Genomic DNA, 21,799 nt, shown 5'->3' with positions numbered 1-21,799 from the left:
AGCACTTTGCCAAGAGGCGGCCGCAGGCATAACAGACGCGTCAGGAATGAATCCGCGCAATCGCTGTTGGCACTACACCTGCATCCGCTGCGACAAAGAGGCTGACGAAGCGTTAGGCAATTCCGGCGAGAGAAAGTTGGGGGTGGCGAGAGGTTTGTGCGCCGCCCTTTCCGTGTCGAGAGCTGCCGAAGCGAGAGCGTCGAGCAACAGGTTCATGTGAATTCACGCGAAGGCGCGGGCATGCGTCTCGCATGAAGCGCGTTTAGGAGCAATGGATGGCCACCAAGGCAAAGACGCTGCAGGCGAAGGACAAGGAAAAAGACGACAAGGCAGCGGATGCGCCGGAGAAGGATTCCCAGGACGCGCCCTCGCCCTTGCTCGACCTGTCCGACGCCGCCGTGAAGAAGATGATCAAGCAGGCCAAGAAGCGCGGCTTCGTGACCTTCGATCAGCTCAACGAAGTCTTGCCGTCCGACCAGACCTCGCCCGAACAGATCGAGGACATCATGTCGATGCTCTCGGACATGGGCATCAACGTCACCGAAGCCGACGACACCGAAGGCGAGGAGGAGAAGGACGAGGGCGACGACGAGACCGATAACGAGCTCGTCGAGGTCACCCAGAAGGCCGTCACCGAGGTCAAGAAGAGCGAGCCGGGCGAGCGTACCGACGATCCCGTGCGCATGTATCTGCGCGAGATGGGCACGGTCGAGCTGCTCTCCCGCGAAGGCGAAATCGCGATCGCGAAGCGCATCGAGGCCGGCCGCGAGGCGATGATCGCGGGCCTCTGCGAAAGCCCACTGACATTCCAGGCCATCATCATCTGGCGCGACGAGCTCAACGAGGGCAAGATCTTCCTCCGCGACATCATCGATCTCGAAGCGACCTATGCCGGCCCGGACGCCAAGGGCGGCATGAACGCCGCAATGATTGCAGGTCCTAATGGCGAGGGCGGCGAAGCGCCCGCCGAGGGCGGCGAAGCCACGGCGTCTGCAGCCGCACCCGCCCATGTCGCGCCGCCCGCCGCGCCTCCGTCGCCGACCCCGTTCCGCGCCGCGCCGGCCGGCGGCGGTGCTGATGCCGGCGAGGAGAAGGATCCGGGCGAGGCCGCGGCCGAATCCGACATGGACGACGACGAGTTCGAGAACCAGATGTCGCTCGCGGCGATCGAGGCCGAGCTCAAGCCGAAGGTGGTCGAGATCTTCGACCGCATCGCCGACAGCTACAAGAAGCTGCGCAAGCTTCAGGAGCAGGACATCCAGAACCAGCTTCAGAACGAGTCGCTCTCGCCGCACCAGGAGCGCAAGTACAAGAAGCTGAAGGACGAGATCATCGTCGAGGTGAAGTCGCTGCGCCTCAACCAGGCGCGTATCGATTCGCTCGTCGAGCAGCTCTACGACATCAACAAGCGCCTCGTCTCGCACGAGGGCCGCCTGATGCGCCTTGCCGACAGCCACGGCGTCGCGCGCGAGGACTTTCTGCGCAACTACACCGGCTCTGAGCTAGACCCGCGCTGGCTCAACCGCGTCTCGAAGCTCTCGGCCAAGGGCTGGAAGAACTTCGTCCACCACGAGAAGGACCGCATCAAGGACCTCCGCCACGAGGTGCATCAGCTCGCCGCGCTGACCGGCCTCGAGATCGTCGAGTTCCGCAAGATCGTGCACTCCGTGCAGAAGGGCGAGCGCGAGGCCCGCCAGGCCAAGAAGGAGATGGTGGAAGCCAACCTCCGTCTCGTGATCTCGATCGCCAAGAAGTACACCAACCGCGGCCTGCAGTTCCTCGATCTGATCCAGGAAGGCAACATCGGCCTGATGAAGGCGGTCGACAAGTTCGAGTACCGCCGCGGCTACAAGTTCTCGACCTACGCCACGTGGTGGATCCGGCAGGCGATCACCCGCAGCATCGCGGACCAGGCCCGCACCATCCGCATCCCCGTGCACATGATCGAGACGATCAACAAGATCGTGCGCACCTCCCGCCAGATGCTCAACGAGATCGGCCGCGAGCCGACCCCGGAAGAGCTCGCCGAAAAGCTCGGCATGCCGCTAGAGAAGGTCCGCAAGGTCCTCAAGATCGCCAAGGAGCCGCTCTCGCTGGAGACGCCCGTCGGCGACGAAGAGGATTCGCATCTCGGCGATTTCATCGAGGACAAGAACGCGATCCTGCCCATCGACGCCGCGATCCAGTCCAACCTGCGCGAGACCACCACGCGCGTCCTCGCCTCGCTCACCCCGCGCGAAGAGCGCGTCCTGCGCATGCGCTTCGGCATCGGCATGAACACGGATCATACGCTGGAAGAAGTGGGGCAGCAGTTCTCGGTGACAAGAGAGCGTATCAGGCAGATCGAGGCGAAAGCGCTGAGGAAGTTGAAGCATCCAAGCAGGTCGCGGAAGCTGCGGAGCTTTTTGGATAATTGATCCAGGCATCCATCAAACGAAAGCGGCGGGCACAGGCCCGCCGTTTTTTTGTGTTCTATCCGTTTGAGGAGTTCAGTCAGGCAAAGAGGCTCATTTGCTTCTCAATCGGCCTATACTTTCGGTGCGAGAGTCGCATCGATCTTCGTGCGCCATTGAGGTGGCAATAGAATTGAGGAGGATGAAAGTCGTCGATAATTTCCCGAATTCTGGCGAGCGGTAAAGGTGCTTCCATTTCCATTACGTCCGCTAGAACTAAGCCATATGCGACCTTGCAGCCCTGAAAATATGCCTCGAATTCCTCGCGTGATATGCCGGTCTTTGACCCCAATTTCTTCCAGAGTTGCGATGGAGGCGCGGCCTCTATTCGGTCGAGGCGTGCATAACCAAGAATTGCCGCCGTCGGAATCGTTGCATAGATCCAAATCCGGCAACCAGGCTCTACGTTGAGCCGCCTCTTTCTTAGCTCAACGGTCTTTGTTCCACCAAAAATGCTTTCCGCGTGCCGCGGTTTAAGCGAGATCAAAATTTCGTTCGCATCAGTCATCGGGAAACCCGGCCTGAACAATTGAAACTAATTGTTTGGCCGTTATCGGCGTCGCAGACACAAAGTTTGCTCCGCTGACGCAACCTAGCTCGCGCAGTTTTTTGAATGAGACGGGTTTGTTCAGTACGAGGAGGTTGTCGAATGTTGTCGCAAGAATTCTATCGGATTTAGTCAAGGCTTCAATGTCGTCAACGACGCCACCTCGTTGAAGAAGTTCCGGTGCGTTGTTCGCGGGGATCGAGGTCACGTCCACAATCCGTCCCAAAGCAACAATCGCTCCGCGTCCCTTTCCGCCTCTTGAAGATTCGTAGAACGCGATAATCGATCCTCGAATCATAGCACGTGCAGCTCTGACTGTGTTGAAATAAGTCCGGCGAAATAAGAACTGCGCTTCCGGAACATCCAAAAACGTATACTGAGCGTCGGTGCCGAGGAGATCTGCGGCAAAGGTGGGAGTAATTGGAACGACGACCGCTTTGCGTTGAGGTAGGGCTAAGAGGGTGGGGGACAGAAGGGTTTCGAGTTCGAAAAGCCCCACCGTTCTCGGTGTGCCGTTGATTGAAACGGTTACTTCCGGTTTGTCATATCTAGGACACTTCTCTTGAAGAGTCATGCCTGAAAGGCGCTCGATGACTAATCTAGCATCCGTCCACGTCGTGCTTGTAATGGGGGTGCCTAGTGAAACTTTGAAGAGGCCTGATTGCTCATGCGCTTGCTGAAATCCCTGCCCCAGCGCGATCCTTCGTGTGATTGGCTGTGAAGATATGTCCATTAGGAGCAGGCTGCGTGCTCCACTTATGGAGCAGAGTTGCACTTGTTCTGAGATGAGGAAGTCTGCAATTGTCGATGAAAACGGATGCTCTTGATGAACGCAAATAACGCTATGGGTTGGTCGTTCCAAAGCAGGAGCTGGATCAAGGAGGCTGACCGCAACCAATCCCTGATTGTCAAAAACCGCAGAACGTCGGCATTTAGAAATGCTGATGTATCCCTCAGTCGAGACGCCTTCACGTTTGAGAAACGTGGTCACCTCTTCGATCGTGGGCGTCTGAATACGAAAGCCTTTCGTTGATTTGGATGGTGCGGGCGCGATCTCGTTAGGCAAGTCAAGAAGGTGGACGAATTCTGATAGGCCAATCACGTCCAAGCTGAAATTCCTCATCAAACGGTCGCGAGCCGCCAGAACCTTCTCATCGCTTGTTATGTAACCAGATACGCCTGCCGCCACGGCATGGGCCAAATGTGCGATGTCTGACTCGTCCGTCGATTTTAGCTTGCCTGCCGCTGATCGTTCGGGGAAGACAAGCGGGGCAATGTGAGGCTTTAAGCTCTCGATTTTCGCTTTTTCCTGTACGGGCAACGTGGGAATTGTTTTCGCTAGGGACAAAATCGGATCATTAGTTAGATTATTCGACTTTCGCTTGAGTTCAGCAAAAAGCTCGTGACTGGCTGCAACTCTGATCTGGTGCTTGAGCGCAGCTTCAAACACCGCAATCGCATCTTGTGAACGCGCTCGGACCTTCACCGCATCAAAGAATACGTTGAGATCGATAGCATAGATGGGGATTTCCGGAGACCTCTTCCTTGGAAGCATTTCGAGGGCTGTCGCTACCTTGGAATCTACCATGTAAGAGATTAGGCTTGGCGTATCTAGTTGAAGTATTCGCACATTGATTTTTCTGTTTCGAGTCTTGCCGCCAGCTTTCAGGCGAGAGGAAACGAAGCCGTGCTTTTCGTAGAACGAATTGGCGCCCGTCAAGTCTGTGGCAACATTCGCGACTATATTCAAATAGCCTTCATTTTCGCCTTGAGCGATAAGTGTTCTAAGTAATGTGCTTGCATGCTGGTGCCGTCTGTAGCGCGGGGCTATAGCAATTTGTCGAACACGCAGGATTGGAAAAATTCCACCAAAGAGTAAGTGGCCGGCATAGGACGTTTCATCTCCATCCTGTACGAGCAAGAGTATTAGTTTACGTTGCCGAGCGGCTTCCTCATACGCGGGTTGCGGCAAGAAGCCGAGCGCATCGCGCTCTCGGTCTGCTTGCGCTCTTATAAAATCCAGGAACGGAGAGATGTCTGCAAAATCTCGTCGAATAAAAAAGTGCTTTGCCATAAAGTTGCTACCCTGCGTTGACGTTCCTTGTTTCCTCTCTTTTTTATTGGATGGCAAGCAATTCCAGGCGGTTGGTTTCAGCCTCGACGTCGCGAGGGTCGACACCAATGCTCCGACGATGCCTATCCACCTCGCTGTCTACTACAACACCCGCTGTCCCGTCTGTGACGCCGGCATCGACTGGCAGCGCAACAAGCTGCTGGCGCTGGTGCGCGCGGGTCGGATCGAGTTCAGGGACATCAACGAGCAGCCCGACGCGCTGGCGCAGCTCGGCGCTTCGCTCGACGACATCAGGCGTCGCCTGCATGCGACTGACGAAGCCGGACGCCTTATCGTCGGCGCGGATGTTGCGATTGCGCTCTGGCGGCTGACGCCGGGGCAGGGTGGCTTGCGGTGCTGTTCGGCAACCGCGTGGCGCTGCCGGTCACGCGGTTTGCCTATGACCGGTTTGCCGATCTGCTGTTTGCCTGGAATAGACGGAGCGGGCGCTGGTGAACGCCTGCCTGTGCCCGCCTACTTCTTCTTCGCCCCCACCCGCTCAATCCGCTTGATCTCCAGCGCCGGCTTGCCGCTCTTCTCCGCGATCTCGCGGTCCTGCTCCATGATGAAGGCGCGGGCGGGTTCGTCGCCGTCGAGGCCGCCGAGCAGCTCGGCCGGCACGCGGCGGTTGGAGCGTTGGGAATCGTCGGCGTAGACGACGTTGAAGAAGGCGAATTCGCCTTTGGGGTTGGTTCCGGGTTTTTTGGCCATGGCGGCTTGTCCTCGATCAGGACGCCGCAGTCAAATGACTTTCGGGATTATGACTTTCGGGATCGTCGCCACGCCCTTCCCAATAAACGGCGGGCCGAAGCCCGCCGTTTATCTTTTCAGCGTCGCCCGGGGCTGGCAGGGCGACAACCTGAGATAGAAGGCTATAGAAGGCGCGCTGGGATGGCAAGGCAAATCGTGTTGCCGTCGATGTCGCAGCGAGCGCACCAGATATGCGCTGGGTGATACAGCCCCGCATCGAAACAATTGTTTGGATTGCCAAATCAGTTTGTTCATCTCACTTGCCCTCGCAACGCAGCGAGAGGCGCGCAGGCGTCAACGTCTGGAGTCTCGCGACGTTGGCACAATAGCACTGTTTTGCCCGACAGTCAACGTTGATTCGGAAAAATAGCAAAAGGCCATCGCTTGACGTCTACTGTGCATGGGGTTGTTTTGCAGTTTTTGTTTCGGCGCCGTCGGTCGCGTGCACCGCTATGATCGATCTGGTCGCTTTGACGCGAATCCCGTTCCCGGGCATGATCCTCAGCGCTGCTTCGCACTGGGATTCTTGGGGGATTGCTCCACATGCTGAGACTGCTTCTCGCCGCCGCCGTCGTCGTGCTTCTCTCCGGCGGGTCGGCGCAGGCCGCCCGCTGCGGCGGCGACTTCAACGGCTTCATCGCCAGCATGGCGCAGGAGGCGCAGGCCGCCGGCGTCTCGGGGAGCGTAACCCATGCGGCGCTCGGTGGCGTGACACCCGACCCTGCGGTTCTCGCCTTCGACCGGCGCCAGCGCTACACCTTCAACAAGACCTTCGAGCAGTATGTCTCGACCCGCGTCGGCCCGGGCCGCATCAATGGCGGGCGCGCGATGCTGCAGCGGCATGCCGCGCTGCTGTCGCGCATCGAGCAGAAATTCGGCGTGCCCCGCTATATCCTGGTCGCGATCTGGGGGCTCGAGAGCGATTTCGGCAAAGGCGACACCGGCAAGCTGCCGGTGGTTCGCACGCTGGCGACGCTGGCGCATGATTGCCGCCGCACCGATCTGTTCCAGGGCGAGCTGCTCGCCGCGCTCAAGATCGTACAACGCGGCGACCTCCAGCTGCGCGATATGATCGGCGCCTATGCCGGCGAGATCGGCCAGACCCAGTTCCTGCCGTCGTCCTACATCAAGTACGGCGTCGATTTCGACGGCGACGGCCATGTCGACCTCCGCCACAGCATCCCCGACGTGCTGGCCTCGACCGCGAACCTCCTGCACACCAGCGGCTTCAAGATGGGCCAGCCCTATGGCGAGGGCACGCCGAACTTCGAAGCGATGCGCGAGTGGAACAGGGCGGTGGTCTATCGCAAGACGATCGGCTATTTCGCGGACCGGCTGATGGGGCAGTGACGGCGGCACTCCGCCGGCCACATCCGTCATTGCGAGCGCAGCGAAGCAATCCAGAGTCTTTCCGCAGAGACAGTCTGGATTGCTTCGTCGCAAGGGCTCCTCGCAATGACGGCGGAGAGACAACGTCTCTCCCAGCCTACGTCCCCTTCGCCATCTTCTCCAGCTTCCGCTGCAGCGGCGCCCAATAGGTTCCCGGGCGGAAGCGCTGCAGGAGGTCCATGAAGCGGGCGTCGTTGCCGATCAGGATGCGCGGCTCGTTGCGCTCGATGCCCCTGATGATGCGCAGTGCCGCGTCCTTCGGCGAGGTCTTCGCCGCGTTCTCGAACCGTTCGATCGATTGCGCGCGGCGGGCATTGTCGGTGATGCCGACGCCGGTGCGGGCGTTGCGCGCGATCGCGGTGGCGATGCCGCCGGGATGCACGACCGACAGCTTCACCGGGCTGCCCGCGACGCTGAGCTCGTGCCGCAGGCTCTCCGAGAAGCCGCGCACGGCGAACTTCGCCGCGGCATAGGCGGATTGGCCCGGCGGGGCGATGATGCCGAAGATCGAGGAGAGGTTGACGACGTGCGCCTCGCTCATCGTCTTCAGGTGCGGCAGGAAGGCGCGCGTGCCGTGCACCACGCCCCAGAAATTGATGTCGAACAGCCAGTCCATCTGGGCCTGGTCGATCTCCTCGAACGTGCCCATCAGCGCAACGCCGGCATTGTTGATGACGATGCCGAGGGAAGGATGCGCGGCGATGGCTTCGCTCGCGAACTGCGCGATGTCGCCGGCCTCGCCGACGTCGACGCGATGCAGGCTGACCTTGCGCGTTGTTCCGATCTCCGCCGCGAGCGCCTTCAATCCGCTCTCGTCGCGATCGGCCAGCGCGAGGTCGCAGCCGCGCTGGGCGAGCTCGATCGCCAGCGCCCGGCCGATACCGCTCGCGGCTCCCGTGATGGCGGCGGCGCCTCGAATCTTCGTCATGATGTTCCCCGTCAAGCCCCTGATGCGGGAACTATGCTTTACATTTTTTCAGAATGGAACCGAACCGTATCCGGCCTCCGTTTTTAACATTCGTTATGGAGGCATGCATGAGGAGCCGCCGATGGGACAAGCGACGCCATTACGCGCGACAGCGCTGATCGTTGAAGACGACGCCATGCAGCGGGAGATGCTTTGCGTCCTGCTGGAGGAGAGCGGCTATCAGGTCATCCAGTGCGAAAGCGCCGAGGCCGCCGAGCGCGTGCTCGACAAGAACGCCGGCGCGCTCTGCCTGATGCTGACCGACGTCCAGCTGGCCGGCCGCATGAACGGCGTCGAGCTCGCACATGTCGCCAAGCACCGCAATCCCAAGCTCGACGTCGTCGTCACGTCGGGACGCCCGTTGAAGCAGCCCTTGCCCGACGGCGCCAAATTCTGGGCCAAGCCCTGGGCGCCGCTCGACGTGCTGCGCGAGGCCGAGATCGCTCAGCTGTCCTGACGCGCCCGCTTTCTCGCAGCGCGCTGCGGTGATAAGGTCGGACCATGACCTGGTCCTTCCTGCTCACCTCGCTCATCGTCGTCGCTTCCCCCGGCACCGGCGTGCTCTACACGCTCGCCGCAGCGCTGACCCGCGGTTCGCGCGCCAGCGTGGCGGCCGCCTTCGGCTGCACGCTCGGCATCGTGCCGCACATGGCGGCGGCGATGCTCGGTCTTGCCGCCGTGCTCCACACCAGCGCGCTCGCCTTCGCCGCGCTGAAATGGTGCGGCGTCGCCTATCTGCTCTATATGTCCTGGCAGGCGCTGCGCGAGACCGGGGCGCTGGCGGTTGGCGGCGACATCCGCGAGCGGTCGAGCAGCCGCGTCATCGTCACCGGCTTCCTGATCAACATCCTCAATCCAAAACTGTCGATCTTCTTTCTCGCCTTCCTGCCGCAATTCATTGCGGCAGACGAGGCCCATGTGCTGGCGCGCATGCTGGAATTGAGCGGCGCCTTCATGGCGATGACCTTTGCGGTGTTCGTCCTCTACGGCTTCTGCGCCGCCGCGGTGCGCGAGCGCGTCATCTCCCGCCCGGCCGTCATGGCCTGGCTGCGCCGCTCCTTTGCCGCCGGCTTCGCCGCGCTCGGCGCCAAGCTGGCCTTGTCGGAGCGGTAGGTCTTCGTCACCTCTCTCGCAATAAAAAAGCGGGCCTTGCGCCCGCCGCCTGCGATCGATCCGACGCCCGGGCGGAGCTCGCTCCACCCGGGCAAAGAAACAGAAGCCTCGTTACTTCTTCTTCGCCTTCTTGGCCTTTTTCGCCTTCTTCTTCGCCGCCTTCTTCGCTTTCTTAGCCATAGTATCCTCTCAAGGGTTAATGGTGGAACGCGACACGAGGGTGCTCGGCGGAGGGCCAGCCTCGCAACATCCTCGACGACAAACTCAGCAGATTCGGAGCCGGCTGCCCCGCGTCGTCACATCCGTGTCATCCTGTTATCCACAGCTCAGATGCATTTTCGGGTGATTTTTGGCGCGAATCCGCTCCACGCGTCAGCACGGCCATCGGCCGCGACAGCCTTAACGATCCGGCAATAGCCGCGTGCCGTTCATGAATCCAAAACCAAGGGCGCGTTTTCGCGAGCCGCAGTGAGACTCCATTAAGCGCAACCATCGCATTGTCTTCCGCAAGAAAACGGGGATGGGTCATGGACGGACGGCTGCCGGGATCGGGGGGCGGGACGCTGCGCGTGCTGTACGCGTCATGCTGAACGTACCGACATTGTGGACGGTCTTCGTCGTCAACTTCCTGGCGCTCGGCGTGATCTGGGCCTACGTGACGCGTTCCTATCCGAATTTCGCGGCTGCGCGGTTCTGGATGGCATCGGCCTTCGTCGGTGCCGCCGGCGCGATGACGGCCTTGATCCGTCTGTTCGTCGCCTCTCCCCTGCCGCTGCTGCTCGGCGCCGGCGGCGTCATCGCTGCGAGCTGCCTTGCCGCCATGGGCATTCAGCGCTTCTACGACCGTCCGGTCTCGTGGCGCCTGATGACCGCGACGGGGTGCTTGAGCCTTGTCGGCGTCGTGCTCTTCATGGTCGGCTTCGAGCACATGCAGCTGCGCATGCTGAGCTACACGTTCGGTCAGGCCCTGCCGCTGATGCTGGCGCTGCGTCTGTTGTTGTCGCCGGAAGGCCGCGTCAGTCCGGGCGCCAAGCTGTCCGGCATCGTCATCCTCAGCATCATCGCGATTCTGCTCGCGCGCACCGTGGGCAATATGCTTGGCTATGATCTCTCGGCGCGCGCCGGCGGCCAGGCCCATGCGATCATGGTGCTCGGGCTGCTGTTCCTGTCGATGACCCTTAATTTCGGCTTCCTGCTGATGGCGATGGACAGCTTGCGAGGCGAGGTCGCCGACCTCGCGCTGCTCGACGATCTCACCGGCGTGGCCAACCGGCGGCATCTGCTGAAGCGTCTGTCGGAGGAATGCGCACGGTCGGAGCGCAGCGGTGAGCCGTTCTCGCTGCTGCTGATCGACCTCGACGGCTTCAAGACCATCAACGACACCCACGGCCATGCCGCCGGCGATGCCTGCCTCAGGCACTTCACCCTGACGGCGCAGACGCGACTGCGGCCCGGCGACATGCTCGCCCGCACCGGTGGCGACGAGTTCTGCATCGTGCTGCCGTCCTCGTCGCTGCGCGAGGCTGCCGCGATCGCCCGCCGCGTGCTCGAAGTCTGCCGTCAGGACGCCGCCAGTTGCAGCGGCCGCGACATTCAGATTGCGATCTCGATCGGTGTTGCGGAGTGGGACCGCGGCATCGGGCAATTCCCGGACCGCCTGATGGCCAATGCCGACCACGCCCTCTATGCCGCCAAGAAGAACGGCAAGAACGATTTTGCGGTCTATGACCCCGCCCCGCGGCTGTCGCCCGAGTCTGTCGGGACGGTGAGGACATTCGCGTAAAGCCTGTTAGGCTCGAGGTCGCATGGGACCTTGCATGATGACGTTTCGCCTGCCCGTGGCCGTCCTGGTCGCTCTCCTTCCGATCGTCCCCGCCGCTGCTGCGGATGCCGAACTCGCCAGGCTCGCGCGCGCCTCCGGCACGCCCGACATCCCCGGCTTGAAGATCGTCTGGCTGGCGCCGTGGGGCGACGTCGCTAGCGCAAGATCCTGGCGCAACATCATCGTGCACCAGACCGAGGGACCTGCGGGCTCGGCCCGCGGCGGCGCGCAGGCGCAGGCGAAGAACCCGACGCGGCGCGGCGTCACGGTCTGGGTCGAGACCGACGGCACGGTCTATTGGGCGGTCGCCGAGAACCTCGTGCCGACCCACGGCGATGGCGCCAACCGCAACGACAACAAGTACATCGACAATCGTCCGACCTATCGCCAGGTCCTGCGCGACAATTCGATCGGCGTCGAGTTCGCCGGCAATTATCCCGACGTGACGACGGGGCCGACGGCGGCACAGGTCGCGGCGTGGAAGATCCTCGTCAAGGTGCTGCGCGCGCGCTACGACATCCCGCTCGAGCGGGTCTACGCGCACAACTGGATCGACTACAAGGACGCCCGCTATTGCGAAGGCTGCACGCTCGCGACGATGGCAAGGCAATGGGGGGAATAGGCGGTGTGCCCACACGCACCGCTATCGGGCGCAGTTCGCATCACACCAACAAAAAAGCCGGCGTTGCCGCCGGCTTTTCGTCTCTCTCGATCCGCCAATCTCTGGCGCTGAACCGCCGCGCTTAGTGCGCGGCTTCCAGCGCGGCCTGTTCGGCCTTTGCGATCGTGCCCTTGACCGCGGACTGCACCTTCTCGAAGGCGCGGACCTCGATCTGGCGGACGCGCTCGCGCGACACGCCGAACTCGGCAGCAAGGTCTTCCAGCGTCATCGGCTCATCGGCGAGGCGGCGGGCCTCGAAGATGCGGCGTTCGCGCGGGTTGAGCACGCCCATGGCGCCGTTCAGCGCGTCACGGCGGTGATCATACTCCTCGTGCTCTGCCATCATGGCTTCCTGGTTGGGCGTGTTGTCGACCAGCCAGTCCTGCCATTCGCCGGCTTCGCCGTCGTCGCGGATCGGTGCGTTGAGCGACGCATCGCCACCGAGTCGGCGGTTCATGTCGATCACGTCCTGATCGGTGACGCCGAGGCGCTTGGCGATCATCTTGACCTGGTCGGGGCGGAGATCGCCCTCGTCCAGCGCGTTGATCTTGCTCTTCGCCTTGCGAAGGTTGAAGAACAGCTTCTTCTGGTTCGCGGTGGTGCCCATCTTCACGAGCGACCACGAACGCAGGATGTACTCTTGAATCGACGCCTTGATCCACCACATGGCGTAGGTGGCGAGACGGAATCCCTTCTCGGGTTCGAATCGCTTCACCGCCTGCATCAGGCCGACATTGCCTTCCGAGACGACCTCGGAGATCGGCAGGCCGTAGCCGCGATAACCCATGGCGATCTTGGCCACGAGGCGGAGATGGCTGGTGACGAGTTGGTGTGCCGCGTCGCGATCGTCATGCTCGCGCCAACGCTTGGCGAGCATGTACTCCTCCTGCGGTTCCAGCATCGGGAATTTGCGGATCTCGGCGAGGTAGCGAGAAAGGCCGGATTCTCCATTGAGGACCGGCAAAGCAGCGGTACGGGCCATAGTGCGCCCTCCAAAAGGTTCAGGCCCCCGATAGCGGCGGGCCAGGCAGACGACCGCTGTGTTAAAGCCGGCCGTAGCTGCGATGTTCCGCGTTGGTCATTTCAACGCAGACGCAATATACCCCATCGGGAGTCAAAAAGGGAAGGATTGCTGACGTCACGTCCCCGTGTGGCAGCTATAACTTTTTGTAATGTAAAGGCTTTCTGAAGCGGCCTGCGTCATAGCGCCGCCTGGAGCGCCCGTTCCAGGAGAAGCAAATCCTCCGGCAAAGGCGCCTCCCAGTGCAGTAATTCTCCCGTCCTCGGGTGCTCCAACACCAGCAGGTAAGCGTGCAAGGCCTGACGCCCCAGCGCCGCCAAAGCCGCCTGCGAGTCGGGGCCGAGCTGGTTGGCCTTGGTCTTGAAATGCGGGCCATAGACGGCATCGCCCATCAGGGGGTGGCCGATATGGGCGAGATGGACGCGGATCTGATGGGTGCGGCCGGTCTCGAGCTCGCAGGCGAGCAGGGCGGCGACGCCCTTGCCGTCGCGTCCATGAAAGCTCTCCAGGATTTCCCAATGCGTCACCGCCTCGCGGCCACCCTGGCGCACGGCCATCTTCTCGCGTGCATGCGGATGCCGGTCGATCGGCGCATCGACGGTGCCGCGGTGCCGGTTCGGCACGCCCCAGGCGAATGCCATGTAGCCGCGCCGCATCGCGCCGGTGCGGCCGTGATCGGCGAATTGCGCCGTCAATGAAGCGTGGGCGAGATCGTTCTTGGCAACCACCATCAGCCCGGTCGTGTCCTTGTCGAGCCGGTGCACGATCCCGGGCCGGCGCACGCCGCCGATGCCGGAGAGCGAGGCGCCGCAATGGGCGATCAGCGCATTCACCAGGGTGCCGGTCTCGTGACCGGCCGCGGGGTGCACGACGAGGCCCTTGGGCTTGTTGAGGACGACGATGTCGTCGTCCTCGAACACGATATCGAGGGCGATGTCCTCCCCCTTGGGCTCGGCGGGCGCCGCTTCCGGCACGTCGATTATGATCGTATCGCCGGATGCGACGTGATAAGCGGGGTCGCGGACCGCGGAGGCCTTCAGGTGCACTGCGCCCGCCAGGATCAGGGCTTTCAGCCTCGATCGCGACAGCTCCGGCAGGCGCGCCGCCAGCACGCGGTCGAGCCGGGCCGAGCCCTCGGAGCCTTCGACCACAACCTCCAACCTTTGCGCTGACCCAGGGCTTTCCATGACGACGTCTGATACCGCTGTTCCCGAACCGACCCCCGAGCAGGCCGCGCTGTTCGCGCGGGCGCGGCGGATGATGCTGATCGCGGGGTTGACCACGGCGCTGGCGTTCTGCGCCGTGCTGATCGCGGTGGGCTACCGCCTTTTCAAGTCGGAGGGAAGGGCGGTCGAAGCGGCAAGCGATGTCACTGCCACCCTGCCCAAGGGCGCGAAAATCGTCTCGACCGGGGTCGCCGGCGACCGCCTCGTAGTGACGCTGGATCTCGGCGGGGTCATCGAGATCCGCACCTTCGATGCCCTTACCCTGAAGTCGGCCGGACGGCTGAAATTCGCCAATGAGCCGTAAAAGGCCCCTCGGGGTCCTTGCGGCGGACAAATTTCGAGGCTATTGGCTAGCCCTCACGCTCCCTTCGTCTAGCGGTTAGGACGCGGCCCTCTCAAGGCTGAAACAGGGGTTCGATTCCCCTAGGGAGCGCCAGATAATTCAACAACTTAGAACCGCGATAGAGAAGTCGTCGAATATCCGTTGAATAAGCGTCGGCGGCCGTTGGCGAACCCCGACACGCAGATTCAGTGATCCGACCACGCAGGTTCGCGCGCATAGATCCCGCAGCTCCGTGATGAACCGGATGTTCTTTGAGAGGATCTATCCGGCGTCGCCTTTGCCCTTGCCCTCGACTTCCTCGATGGCCTTCTTGATTGCTTGGCCACGTGCCCAAGCATCGCTGGCATCACCCTGGCGCCTCGCCCGGTTTTCCTCTGGCGTGTACATGATGGTAGAGAGCCCGGCCTCGATATTCCGCTGGTATTCGCCGGACTCGAAGTGGTCGAGCCTGAAACTCTCGTAAGGCAGCCGTCCTCCTACCGGCCTCTTAGGCGCCAACTTTAAATCCAGATAGGCGGTCAATATCATCCGGTATAGGGGCGCCGCAAACATGTGGAGCGGCTGCTTCGCAGGAGCCACGGTCAAACGGCCTGGCGGAATCGGATTGCCGTGCAGGGCGTCATTCCGCAGCGAGTTGATTTCGCCGAACAGCCAAACCGGTAGGCTGCGGCGCCGACCGTTCTTGTCGCCGAACACCTGGTACTTCTTGTCCGAGCAGGCTGAGAGATTCCATGTGATGCTTTCGAGGGCGGCATAGACGCCCTTGAAGGCCTGGTTCTTCGCCGGATAGAGGATTTCAAAAGCGCTCGCCCACAACGCCGCTGATCGGACGACGTCGTAGAGGTTAGTATCTGCGCCAGCCGGGAGCTTGGCGGCGGCGTTTGCCATGTTGAGCGAGCGAAACAGCCGCTCATCCTCGACAGCCGGGCGGTCGGTCGCGAAGCACCGCTCCCAGCGCTTCAATAGCTCATTGAGTAGCAGCATATCGACGTCGCGGCGGTCGAGCTGATGAAAGGAAAGGGCGGCCATTGTCTGGCCGCGGAGCAGCTTCACTTCGTAATATCCGAGAAGCGATGGTGTCTGCGTGATGAGACCTTCTCCTCGGTTGTCTACCATCCAAGGATAAACAGCGAAGGTGTCGGAATACATCGGCCCCTGGCCGTGGCCGAACCTATGCGTCTTCGCCCAGCTCAGGGGAATGACCGACATCGATACGAGGTCGCGAAAGCCGGATATGGCGCTAATGGAGCGGTAGGTGTCGGGCTTGTCCTTGCGCCAGATGATGGTGCTCGGCTCGACGGCGTCGCCGAATTCGGTCTTGAACCGCTTTAGGAAGCTGCCCATGCGGGGCTGCTTCTCCTTGATGGCCTCGATGCGGAAGTCATCGGTGGGCACGAGCGCAAATCCCTCGACTTCGATCGGGAATTTGACCTGGACGTTCGGCAGGCTGAACATCGGCCACCAGAGCGGCGGCCCCTTCGCTTTAGGTGCTCGGGACATTGAATGCCAAGACCGTCAAAAATACCTCGCGGTTATGGTCCGCGGGATTGCCAAAAATGTATCTTAGGCGAATATCACCATCTTTGGTCGGCCCGCGTTTCTTGTGAGGATAAGCGTCCGTTGTTTCTTGAATGCTCTTCAGGACGCTGGAAAAGTCCTTATTGCGGCTGAAGATAATTACGGCGGCCTTAGTATCCCGCCAGCTCAAATACCCAAGCAGTTGGTCGATCGTCTCTGTGAACGCCTTCGGACCGCTCCAAAACTTACATTCGGCGATGAAGATGTTGCGCCCTTCGACCCGGATGAGGATGTCGGTCTTGCCGGTGAAGTTAAATGTCTCGCCTGAAGCCGCACCCTCGAACTGACCGTTCAACTGGACCAGGAAATGTTGCCGGATATCTTCTTCGCCCATCGATGCGAAGGCAGACGGGCTACGCTCCATAACGAGTGTCATGTTCTCGATGATCTTCAGTATTTCAGAATAGGTCTGGTCATCGAGCATCGGCTCGGGCTTGAACGTAGCCAGGGCTGCCGGTTTCGGAATGGTCGGCACGATCTTCTTGCGCATCACTGGCGCGACATAGGTCTTGGGAGCGTCCGCGCGACCCTTCAGTTTAAATCCGAGGTTCGCAACCGAGTTGCGGTCCTTCAGGACTTTGACCTTTCGGGCTTCAATGGCCTCGCGCAGGCGCACCTTGATCCGCTCATTGAAGGGCTCGGCGGTAGCTCGCTGCCAGGTCAAGTATCGCTCGATGTCGTCCAGCACCCCATTCAAGGCTTTGTTAGCCTCTTCGGGCTTTAACTCACGATTCGAATGCCTGACGACAACGTGGTTCCCACCGATTTGTGCGCGCGGCGGACCGCTGTCAAAAGTCGTCGGCTGGACGTCGAAGAGCCCTCGGTCTCCCGTGTAGGGAACGGTCAGTTCGACGATGCTGCCCTGTACCGTGCGGCGTCCGTCGCTCCCACCATAGTCGCGAGAAAAGTAGTCGTAGACTTCAACAGGCCCTTCGGAGTGCTCAGCCTCGGCGTTGGATCGATCGAGGACTGGAACGTTGAGGCGGTATTTCTCCGCTAGCTCTTCGACCAGGTCCTCGGTGGGCGTGTTGAGAAGAACGTTATCGTTGATACCAGCGGGCGCTGCCGTGGCACTCTGCTCCTGGCGGTACATGAGATCGTGCATGCCAATTTTATTGAACAGCAGCTCAGGTTGGCCGTAACGCATCTGGGGGTCCGTTAGCGAATCTGGGAGACAGCAATATACTCCTCCCTAATCCTCAATGGAGTAGGGATTGCGAGACATCTGTGGGTTGAGTGTATAATCGGGCCTGGCCAAGCGCGGGCGCGTGCCCGATTGCCTTTGCGCCTTTGGGGCTTGGATAATGCAAAAAGTCGGCAGCGCTTTAGTGCTCAGTGCCCACGATCTCGTGGGCAATCTTTATTGCACGCACTTGACCAGCGTCGATCTCAAGGTCACACAGGGTTTGCTGCCTAAACCTGTGCGCTGGGACCCGCTCCTCGACATTTTGCGCGAGCGCGGCCAGAAGCACGAACAGGCCTTCCTCTGTCACTTGAGGGCTAACGGCTTCGAGCCGTTCCTGATCGAGGGCGTCGATGTTACGGATGATGCCGTGACCCAAACGCGCGAAGCGATGCAGGCTGGTCACGCGATCATCGTCCAGGCAGCCGTGCGCGACGGGAACTGGGTAGGACGCGCCGACATTCTGCGGCGAGTGGAAACACCAAGTGCCCTGGGGGACTGGTCCTACGAGATCATCGATACCAAGCTTGCCCGCGAAACTAAGGGCGGCACCATCTTGCAGCTATGCCTCTACGCGCAGCTCCTTGCTGCCATGCAGGGCGTCGAGCCGGAGTTCGTCTACGTCGTAGCGCCATGGTCTGACTTCCGTCCGCAGCAATTCCGTGTTGCCGATTATATGGCGTTCTTTCGCAAGGCGCAGTGCGCCGCTCAGAGGGCAGTGGACGGCGGTATTGACACTGCCAACACTGTCTATCCTGATCCGAAGACCCATTGCGACGTATGTCGCTGGGAGCCGCAATGCGATGCGCGCAGGCGCGCCGATGACCATCTCTGTCTGGTGGCGAACGTCTCCGCGCCACAGATGAACGAGCTGCGCACTAATGGCATCGCGACAGTCAAGGCGCTCTCTGCAATGCCTGTTCCTCTGTCGTGGAGCCCGAAGCGGGGGTCTGTTGCCAGCTACGTTAAGGCAAGGGAGCAGGCGCGTGTTCAGGTTGAAGCGCGTGAGACCGGTACTTTGCGCCACGAACTGCTCGATTTTATCCCTGGAACGGGCCTCTACCTTTTGCCTCCACCGTCTCCGGGCGATGTCTTCTTTGATATCGAAGGAGACCCGTTCATCGGCGAAGGCGGTTTTGAATATTTGTTCGGCTATCGCTACCGCGACGCGGTGGGTAGCGACCATTACGAAGCGCAGTGGGCATTCGACCGCGCGTCCGAAAAGACGATCTTTGAGACGTTCATGGACTTCGTCACGGCAAGGCGCGCCGACTTCCCGCAGATGCACGTCTATCACTACGCGCCCTATGAACCCGGCGCGTTGAAGCGCCTCATGGGGCGCTATGCCACGCGACAAACAGAGGTAGATAATCTTCTGCGCGGCAAGGTGATGGTTGACCTTTATTCGGTCGTGCGTAATTCGATCAGGGCAAGCGTCGAGAGCTATTCGATCAAGAAGCTGGAGCCATTCTACGCCTTTACGCGCATGATGCCGCTCCAGTATGCAAACGTGGCGCTGGCGGCTATTCAGGCGGGCCTGGAACTGGGCGATACGCGGTCGATCGATGAGTCGGCACGCCAGGCTGTGGCCGCATACAATCAGGACGATTGCAATTCCACAGCGGCCTTGCGGGATTGGCTCGAGCATTTGCGCGCGCAGGCGATTTCAGATGGTGCCGCGATTGATCGGCCAGAACCGGGCAGTGATGGTCCAAGCGACGATATCGCGGACCATGAAGCGCGCGTCAAAGAACTGATCGGCCGGCTGACGCACGAAATCCCGATCGACCCCGTCGAACGTACGCCGGAACAGCTTGGCCGCTTTATTCTGGCGCACTCGCTGGACTGGCATCGGCGGGAGGAAAAAGCGATCTGGTGGGAGTATTTTCGGTTGGCGGCGCTGACGGCCGAGGAGCTGCTTGATGAAAAGGCGGGCCTCAGCAGCCTGGAATTCGTAATGACGGTAGAGCGAAGCAAACAGGGCATTCCCACAGATCGGTACAGGTTTGCCCCGCAGGATACCGATATTCGCGACGAAGCTGACCTATATGCCCTGGGAGGAGAGAAGTTCGGGTCGGCCGCCGCCATCTCCCAGGACGACCTCACGATCGATATCAAGAAGTCCAAGAAGACGGCGGATATCCATCCGGACGCCGTCTTCGAGCACACGCATATTCCCACGAAGGAGCAACAGGAATCGCTTCTGCGCCTTGGCACCTACGTCGCCGAACACGGTATCGAAGGCGTGGGGGAATATCAGGCGGCGCGTGACCTTCTGCTTCGATTGCCGCCGCGGCTTGGTACCGCGCCGCTCCGCATCGAAAGCGAAGGCACTCTGGAGGGTGCGCTTCGGATCGCTCCTGCGCTTTCAGGCGGTGTCCTACCGATCCAGGGGCCACCCGGCACCGGGAAGTCCTTCACCGGTGCGCACATGACTTGTCGTCTGCTCAAAGACGGCAAGCGCGTCGGCGTCACCGCTAACAGCCACAAAGTCATTCGCAATCTGATCAACAAGGCGATCGAAGTGGCACTGGCCACGGGACAGGCCGTCAAGGCCGGGCATCGATGCCCGGACAAAGGCTCTGAAACCGATGACGTACTTGTTTATTCTGATAATCCTAGGGCGATTGCGGCGATCAGCTCCGGCGAAATCGCTATCCTGGGCGGCACGTCATTCTTCTGGGCGCGCGAGGATGTGGCGAACAGCGTTGACGTTCTCTTCGTTGATGAAGCCGCGCAGATGTCGCTGGCCAATGTTCTGGCCGTTTCGCAGGCCGCTCCCCAGGTCATTCTGTTGGGCGATCCCCAGCAGTTGGACCAGCCCATGCAGGGATCGCATCCGGACGGGACCGGCGTATCAGCGCTTCATCACATCCTCGCCGGTCGCCAGACGATTGCCCCTGATCAAGGCCTCTTTCTGGAGGAGACCTGGCGGATGCACCCGGCGATCACCGCCTTCCATTCAGAGCTGTTTTACGACAGCAAACTGCACGCGGTGCCTAAGTGCGCGCAGCAGAATGTGACCTCAACCGGGGTATTTCTCGGAACAGGGCTGCGGTACGTGCCGGTTCCTCATACCGGCAACCAGTCCAGTTCGAGCGAAGAGGCTGAAGCGGTTGCCCGGATCGTGACCGCTTTGCTGTCTTCAGGAACGCAGTGGACGGACAGGGACGGCAAAACCATAGTGCCGGAGCTTTCTGATATTATAATCATCGCTCCCTATAACGCGCAGGTTTTTGAAATTCAGCAACGCATTCCCGGTGCGCACGTCGGCACCGTCGACAAATTCCAGGGGCAAGAGGCCGCCATCGCGATTTATTCTCTAGCGACATCATCTCACGCCGATGCGCCGCGCGGAATGGAATTTCTCTACAGCGCCAATCGCCTGAACGTTGCGATTTCTCGTGCGAAATGTCTCGCGATCATGGTCGCGTCTCCGGCTATCTTCGAGGCCGAATGCAAAACACCGCGCCAAATGCAACTGGCGAACGCGTTCTGTCGTTACCTTGAACTGGCACAGACGATCACCCTCTAGTCGAGACAACGCGCTCGCCTGCCGACCCTCCCGCATAATCAAAGTTGATGCCGAAGCATAGACTGCGAGCGCCGATTTCTAGACATTTAGCCATTCGTCCGTGGTCCTGGCCACTACGGGGTGCGCGGCCTACTCGACACTCATCCTGCCAGAAACTGTCGCCGTGGTTCAGAAGCTGTGTGGCCCGCCGGCACCGAGTGGGCAGCTAGGCTGCGCCTGTAGAGGAGGCCGTACGGCGTACAGACTTAAGTCTTTGGAAGATTTGGCGAAAGAAGGGCTTGCCGCGGCCCGCGCCTAGCGTCACTCTGGTTGCAAAAGGGGCGGGTGCAATGGCGTCGGGGCAGGGGCTACAGACCAAGATTTTGCGGCGAGCGAAGTCGCCAGAAGACTATACCGTGTATCGGGCCGCGCTGGAATGGGGGCTGATGGACCCGATCGTGATTGAGAGCCGAGACGATTTTAAATCGGAGTTCCGCTGGAAGGAGCGCCTCGATCCTTTCCATCACCAAGTCCAAAACCTCATCACCTTCTGCCGACGTCTGCCGGTGACCCTGCTGGCGGACGATGTCGGTCTCGGCAAAACCATATCGGCGGGACTCGTGGCGAGTGAGCTTATCGCCCGAAATCGCGTTGCTAAGATCCTAATAGTTGCCCCCAAACTGCTTGGCCCTCAATGGAAGGATGAGCTTGGGACGAAGTTCGATATCCCGGGTGAGGTTGTCACCGGAAGCAAACTTGTTTCCGCTGAACCTGACGACGTGGGGGCCGTCATCACGACATATCATTCGGCGCGCTCGCATTTGGACAAGATTCCTGACGACCGATTTGACATGTTAGTGCTGGACGAAGCCCACAAGCTTCGCAATCTCTATGGTGTCGATCCCACACCGCAGGTCGCAAAAGTCTTTCATCGAGCTCTTCAGCAGCGCCGCTTTCGCTATGTGTTGATGCTGACGGCGACTCCGATCCAAAATCGGCTCTGGGACCTCTATTCACTGGTCGATCTGCTTAGCGTTGCGCGCGGTCACGAAAACCCCTTCGGCAATGAAGGTATGTTCGCCCGCCGTTTCATCGACGACAAACGCGAGAGCGCGCGGA

Annotated in this window: 17 protein-coding genes, 1 tRNA gene and 1 pseudogene; 11 read left to right on the top strand and 8 right to left on the bottom strand. The window is 60.8% G+C overall.

What is annotated here, in order from left to right:
- Positions 1–275: 275 nt before the first annotated feature.
- The gene (gene rpoD / locus ACM43_RS06000) at positions 276–2,417 is read left to right on the top strand and encodes an RNA polymerase sigma factor RpoD (RefSeq protein WP_157285029.1); all 2,142 of its coding nucleotides are present in this window, start codon (positions 276–278) and stop codon (positions 2,415–2,417) included.
- Between the two features lie 76 nt (positions 2,418–2,493).
- On the opposite strand, the gene ACM43_RS05995 is transcribed toward rpoD, so the two are convergent.
- Both ACM43_RS05995 and ACM43_RS05990 read right to left on the bottom strand, forming a co-directional pair.
- Positions 2,494–2,961 (bottom strand): ASCH domain-containing protein, encoded by a 468-nt coding sequence (locus ACM43_RS05995; protein ID WP_271538883.1) that lies wholly within the window; start codon positions 2,959–2,961, stop codon positions 2,494–2,496.
- The gene (locus ACM43_RS05990; protein WP_271539813.1) at positions 2,954–5,074 is read right to left on the bottom strand and encodes a GNAT family N-acetyltransferase; all 2,121 of its coding nucleotides are present in this window, start codon (positions 5,072–5,074) and stop codon (positions 2,954–2,956) included. Before ACM43_RS05990 ends, ACM43_RS05995 begins: the two co-directional genes overlap by 8 nt.
- 118 nt (positions 5,075–5,192) lie before the next feature.
- On the opposite strand from ACM43_RS05990, the pseudogene ACM43_RS05985 reads away from it, so the two are divergent.
- Positions 5,193–5,569 (top strand): annotated as a pseudogene (locus ACM43_RS05985) (thiol-disulfide oxidoreductase DCC family protein).
- Between the two features lie 18 nt (positions 5,570–5,587).
- Here the strand turns inward: ACM43_RS05985 and ACM43_RS05980 are convergent.
- Positions 5,588–5,824, bottom strand: a complete 237-nt coding sequence (locus ACM43_RS05980) for a hypothetical protein (protein WP_157285020.1) — start codon at positions 5,822–5,824, stop codon at positions 5,588–5,590.
- A 582-nt stretch (positions 5,825–6,406) separates the two neighbouring features.
- Between ACM43_RS05980 and ACM43_RS05975 the strand changes: the two genes are divergently transcribed.
- Positions 6,407–7,213, top strand: a complete 807-nt coding sequence (locus ACM43_RS05975) for a lytic murein transglycosylase (RefSeq protein ID WP_271538882.1) — start codon at positions 6,407–6,409, stop codon at positions 7,211–7,213.
- A 136-nt stretch (positions 7,214–7,349) separates the two neighbouring features.
- On the opposite strand, the gene ACM43_RS05970 is transcribed toward ACM43_RS05975, so the two are convergent.
- Complete coding sequence (locus tag ACM43_RS05970; protein WP_271538880.1) at positions 7,350–8,180, bottom strand: SDR family NAD(P)-dependent oxidoreductase; 831 nt, start codon at positions 8,178–8,180, stop codon at positions 7,350–7,352.
- 121 nt (positions 8,181–8,301) lie between these two features.
- Here ACM43_RS05970 and ACM43_RS05965 point away from each other — a divergent pair, with 121 nt between their 5' ends.
- From ACM43_RS05965 to ACM43_RS05950, 4 genes are all read left to right on the top strand, one after another.
- On the top strand, positions 8,302–8,676 hold the full coding sequence (locus tag ACM43_RS05965; RefSeq protein ID WP_271538877.1) for a response regulator: 375 nt from the start codon (positions 8,302–8,304) through the stop codon (positions 8,674–8,676).
- Positions 8,677–8,720: 44 nt separating this feature from the next.
- Complete coding sequence (locus ACM43_RS05960) at positions 8,721–9,332, top strand: LysE family translocator (protein ID WP_157285016.1); 612 nt, start codon at positions 8,721–8,723, stop codon at positions 9,330–9,332.
- A 583-nt stretch (positions 9,333–9,915) separates the two neighbouring features.
- Complete coding sequence (locus ACM43_RS05955) at positions 9,916–11,115, top strand: GGDEF domain-containing protein (RefSeq protein ID WP_271538875.1); 1,200 nt, start codon at positions 9,916–9,918, stop codon at positions 11,113–11,115.
- A gap of 34 nt (positions 11,116–11,149) precedes the next feature.
- Positions 11,150–11,776: a peptidoglycan recognition protein family protein gene (locus ACM43_RS05950; protein ID WP_271538873.1), complete on the top strand. Its 627-nt coding sequence runs from the start codon at positions 11,150–11,152 to the stop codon at positions 11,774–11,776.
- Between the two features lie 121 nt (positions 11,777–11,897).
- On the opposite strand, the gene rpoH is transcribed toward ACM43_RS05950, so the two are convergent.
- Both rpoH and ACM43_RS05940 read right to left on the bottom strand, forming a co-directional pair.
- A complete protein-coding gene (gene rpoH / locus ACM43_RS05945) occupies positions 11,898–12,797 on the bottom strand; it encodes an RNA polymerase sigma factor RpoH (protein WP_157285013.1) in 900 nt (299 codons plus the stop codon).
- A 218-nt stretch (positions 12,798–13,015) separates the two neighbouring features.
- The gene (locus tag ACM43_RS05940; RefSeq protein WP_271538871.1) at positions 13,016–14,023 is read right to left on the bottom strand and encodes an RluA family pseudouridine synthase; all 1,008 of its coding nucleotides are present in this window, start codon (positions 14,021–14,023) and stop codon (positions 13,016–13,018) included.
- Here ACM43_RS05940 and ACM43_RS05935 point away from each other — a divergent pair.
- Together ACM43_RS05935 and ACM43_RS05930 are read left to right on the top strand one after the other, a co-directional pair.
- Positions 14,022–14,366, top strand: coding sequence for a hypothetical protein (locus ACM43_RS05935; protein ID WP_271538869.1), 345 nt, complete (start codon positions 14,022–14,024; stop codon positions 14,364–14,366). The two genes, ACM43_RS05940 and ACM43_RS05935, sit on opposite strands and share 2 nt — an antisense overlap.
- A 57-nt stretch (positions 14,367–14,423) precedes the next feature.
- Positions 14,424–14,498: transfer RNA gene (locus ACM43_RS05930), tRNA-Glu, on the top strand.
- Positions 14,499–14,666: 168 nt separating this feature from the next.
- On the opposite strand, the gene ACM43_RS05925 is transcribed toward ACM43_RS05930, so the two are convergent.
- Both ACM43_RS05925 and ACM43_RS05920 read right to left on the bottom strand, forming a co-directional pair.
- The gene (locus ACM43_RS05925; protein ID WP_271538867.1) at positions 14,667–15,860 is read right to left on the bottom strand and encodes a hypothetical protein; all 1,194 of its coding nucleotides are present in this window, start codon (positions 15,858–15,860) and stop codon (positions 14,667–14,669) included.
- A 28-nt stretch (positions 15,861–15,888) separates the two neighbouring features.
- Entirely contained in the window at positions 15,889–17,130 is a 1,242-nt protein-coding gene (locus tag ACM43_RS05920; RefSeq protein ID WP_271538865.1) for a hypothetical protein, read from the bottom strand.
- 157 nt (positions 17,131–17,287) lie between these two features.
- Here ACM43_RS05920 and ACM43_RS05915 point away from each other — a divergent pair, with 157 nt between their 5' ends.
- Together ACM43_RS05915 and ACM43_RS05910 are read left to right on the top strand one after the other, a co-directional pair.
- Positions 17,288–20,701 (top strand): TM0106 family RecB-like putative nuclease, encoded by a 3,414-nt coding sequence (locus ACM43_RS05915; protein ID WP_271538863.1) that lies wholly within the window; start codon positions 17,288–17,290, stop codon positions 20,699–20,701.
- Between the two features lie 329 nt (positions 20,702–21,030).
- On the top strand, positions 21,031–21,799 hold a 769-nt coding region (locus ACM43_RS05910; protein ID WP_271538861.1), incomplete at its 3' end, for an SNF2-related protein.

Origin of the sequence: Bradyrhizobium sp. CCBAU 45321 (genome assembly GCF_028128975.1) — a bacterium.
GTDB classification, from domain to species: Bacteria; Pseudomonadota; Alphaproteobacteria; order Rhizobiales; family Xanthobacteraceae; genus Bradyrhizobium; species Bradyrhizobium yuanmingense.
This window is presented reverse-complemented; position numbering and strand designations above follow the sequence as displayed.

What these genes read in the sequence shown, in the direction of transcription:
- rpoD (WP_157285029.1), top strand. Translation starts at nt 276, where the DNA reads ATGGCCACCAAGGCAAAGACGCTGCAGGCGAAGGACAAGGAAAAAGAC.
- ACM43_RS05995 (WP_271538883.1), bottom strand. Translation starts at nt 2,961, where the DNA reads ATGACTGATGCGAACGAAATTTTGATCTCGCTTAAACCGCGGCACGCG.
- ACM43_RS05990 (WP_271539813.1), bottom strand. Translation starts at nt 5,074, where the DNA reads ATGGCAAAGCACTTTTTTATTCGACGAGATTTTGCAGACATCTCTCCG.
- ACM43_RS05980 (WP_157285020.1), bottom strand. Translation starts at nt 5,824, where the DNA reads ATGGCCAAAAAACCCGGAACCAACCCCAAAGGCGAATTCGCCTTCTTC.
- ACM43_RS05975 (WP_271538882.1), top strand. Translation starts at nt 6,407, where the DNA reads ATGCTGAGACTGCTTCTCGCCGCCGCCGTCGTCGTGCTTCTCTCCGGC.
- ACM43_RS05970 (WP_271538880.1), bottom strand. Translation starts at nt 8,180, where the DNA reads ATGACGAAGATTCGAGGCGCCGCCGCCATCACGGGAGCCGCGAGCGGT.
- ACM43_RS05965 (WP_271538877.1), top strand. Translation starts at nt 8,302, where the DNA reads ATGGGACAAGCGACGCCATTACGCGCGACAGCGCTGATCGTTGAAGAC.
- ACM43_RS05960 (WP_157285016.1), top strand. Translation starts at nt 8,721, where the DNA reads ATGACCTGGTCCTTCCTGCTCACCTCGCTCATCGTCGTCGCTTCCCCC.
- ACM43_RS05955 (WP_271538875.1), top strand. Translation starts at nt 9,916, where the DNA reads ATGCTGAACGTACCGACATTGTGGACGGTCTTCGTCGTCAACTTCCTG.
- ACM43_RS05950 (WP_271538873.1), top strand. Translation starts at nt 11,150, where the DNA reads ATGATGACGTTTCGCCTGCCCGTGGCCGTCCTGGTCGCTCTCCTTCCG.
- rpoH (WP_157285013.1), bottom strand. Translation starts at nt 12,797, where the DNA reads ATGGCCCGTACCGCTGCTTTGCCGGTCCTCAATGGAGAATCCGGCCTT.
- ACM43_RS05935 (WP_271538869.1), top strand. Translation starts at nt 14,022, where the DNA reads ATGACGACGTCTGATACCGCTGTTCCCGAACCGACCCCCGAGCAGGCC.
- ACM43_RS05940 (WP_271538871.1), bottom strand. Translation starts at nt 14,023, where the DNA reads ATGGAAAGCCCTGGGTCAGCGCAAAGGTTGGAGGTTGTGGTCGAAGGC.
- ACM43_RS05925 (WP_271538867.1), bottom strand. Translation starts at nt 15,860, where the DNA reads ATGTTCAGCCTGCCGAACGTCCAGGTCAAATTCCCGATCGAAGTCGAG.
- ACM43_RS05920 (WP_271538865.1), bottom strand. Translation starts at nt 17,130, where the DNA reads ATGCGTTACGGCCAACCTGAGCTGCTGTTCAATAAAATTGGCATGCAC.
- ACM43_RS05915 (WP_271538863.1), top strand. Translation starts at nt 17,288, where the DNA reads ATGCAAAAAGTCGGCAGCGCTTTAGTGCTCAGTGCCCACGATCTCGTG.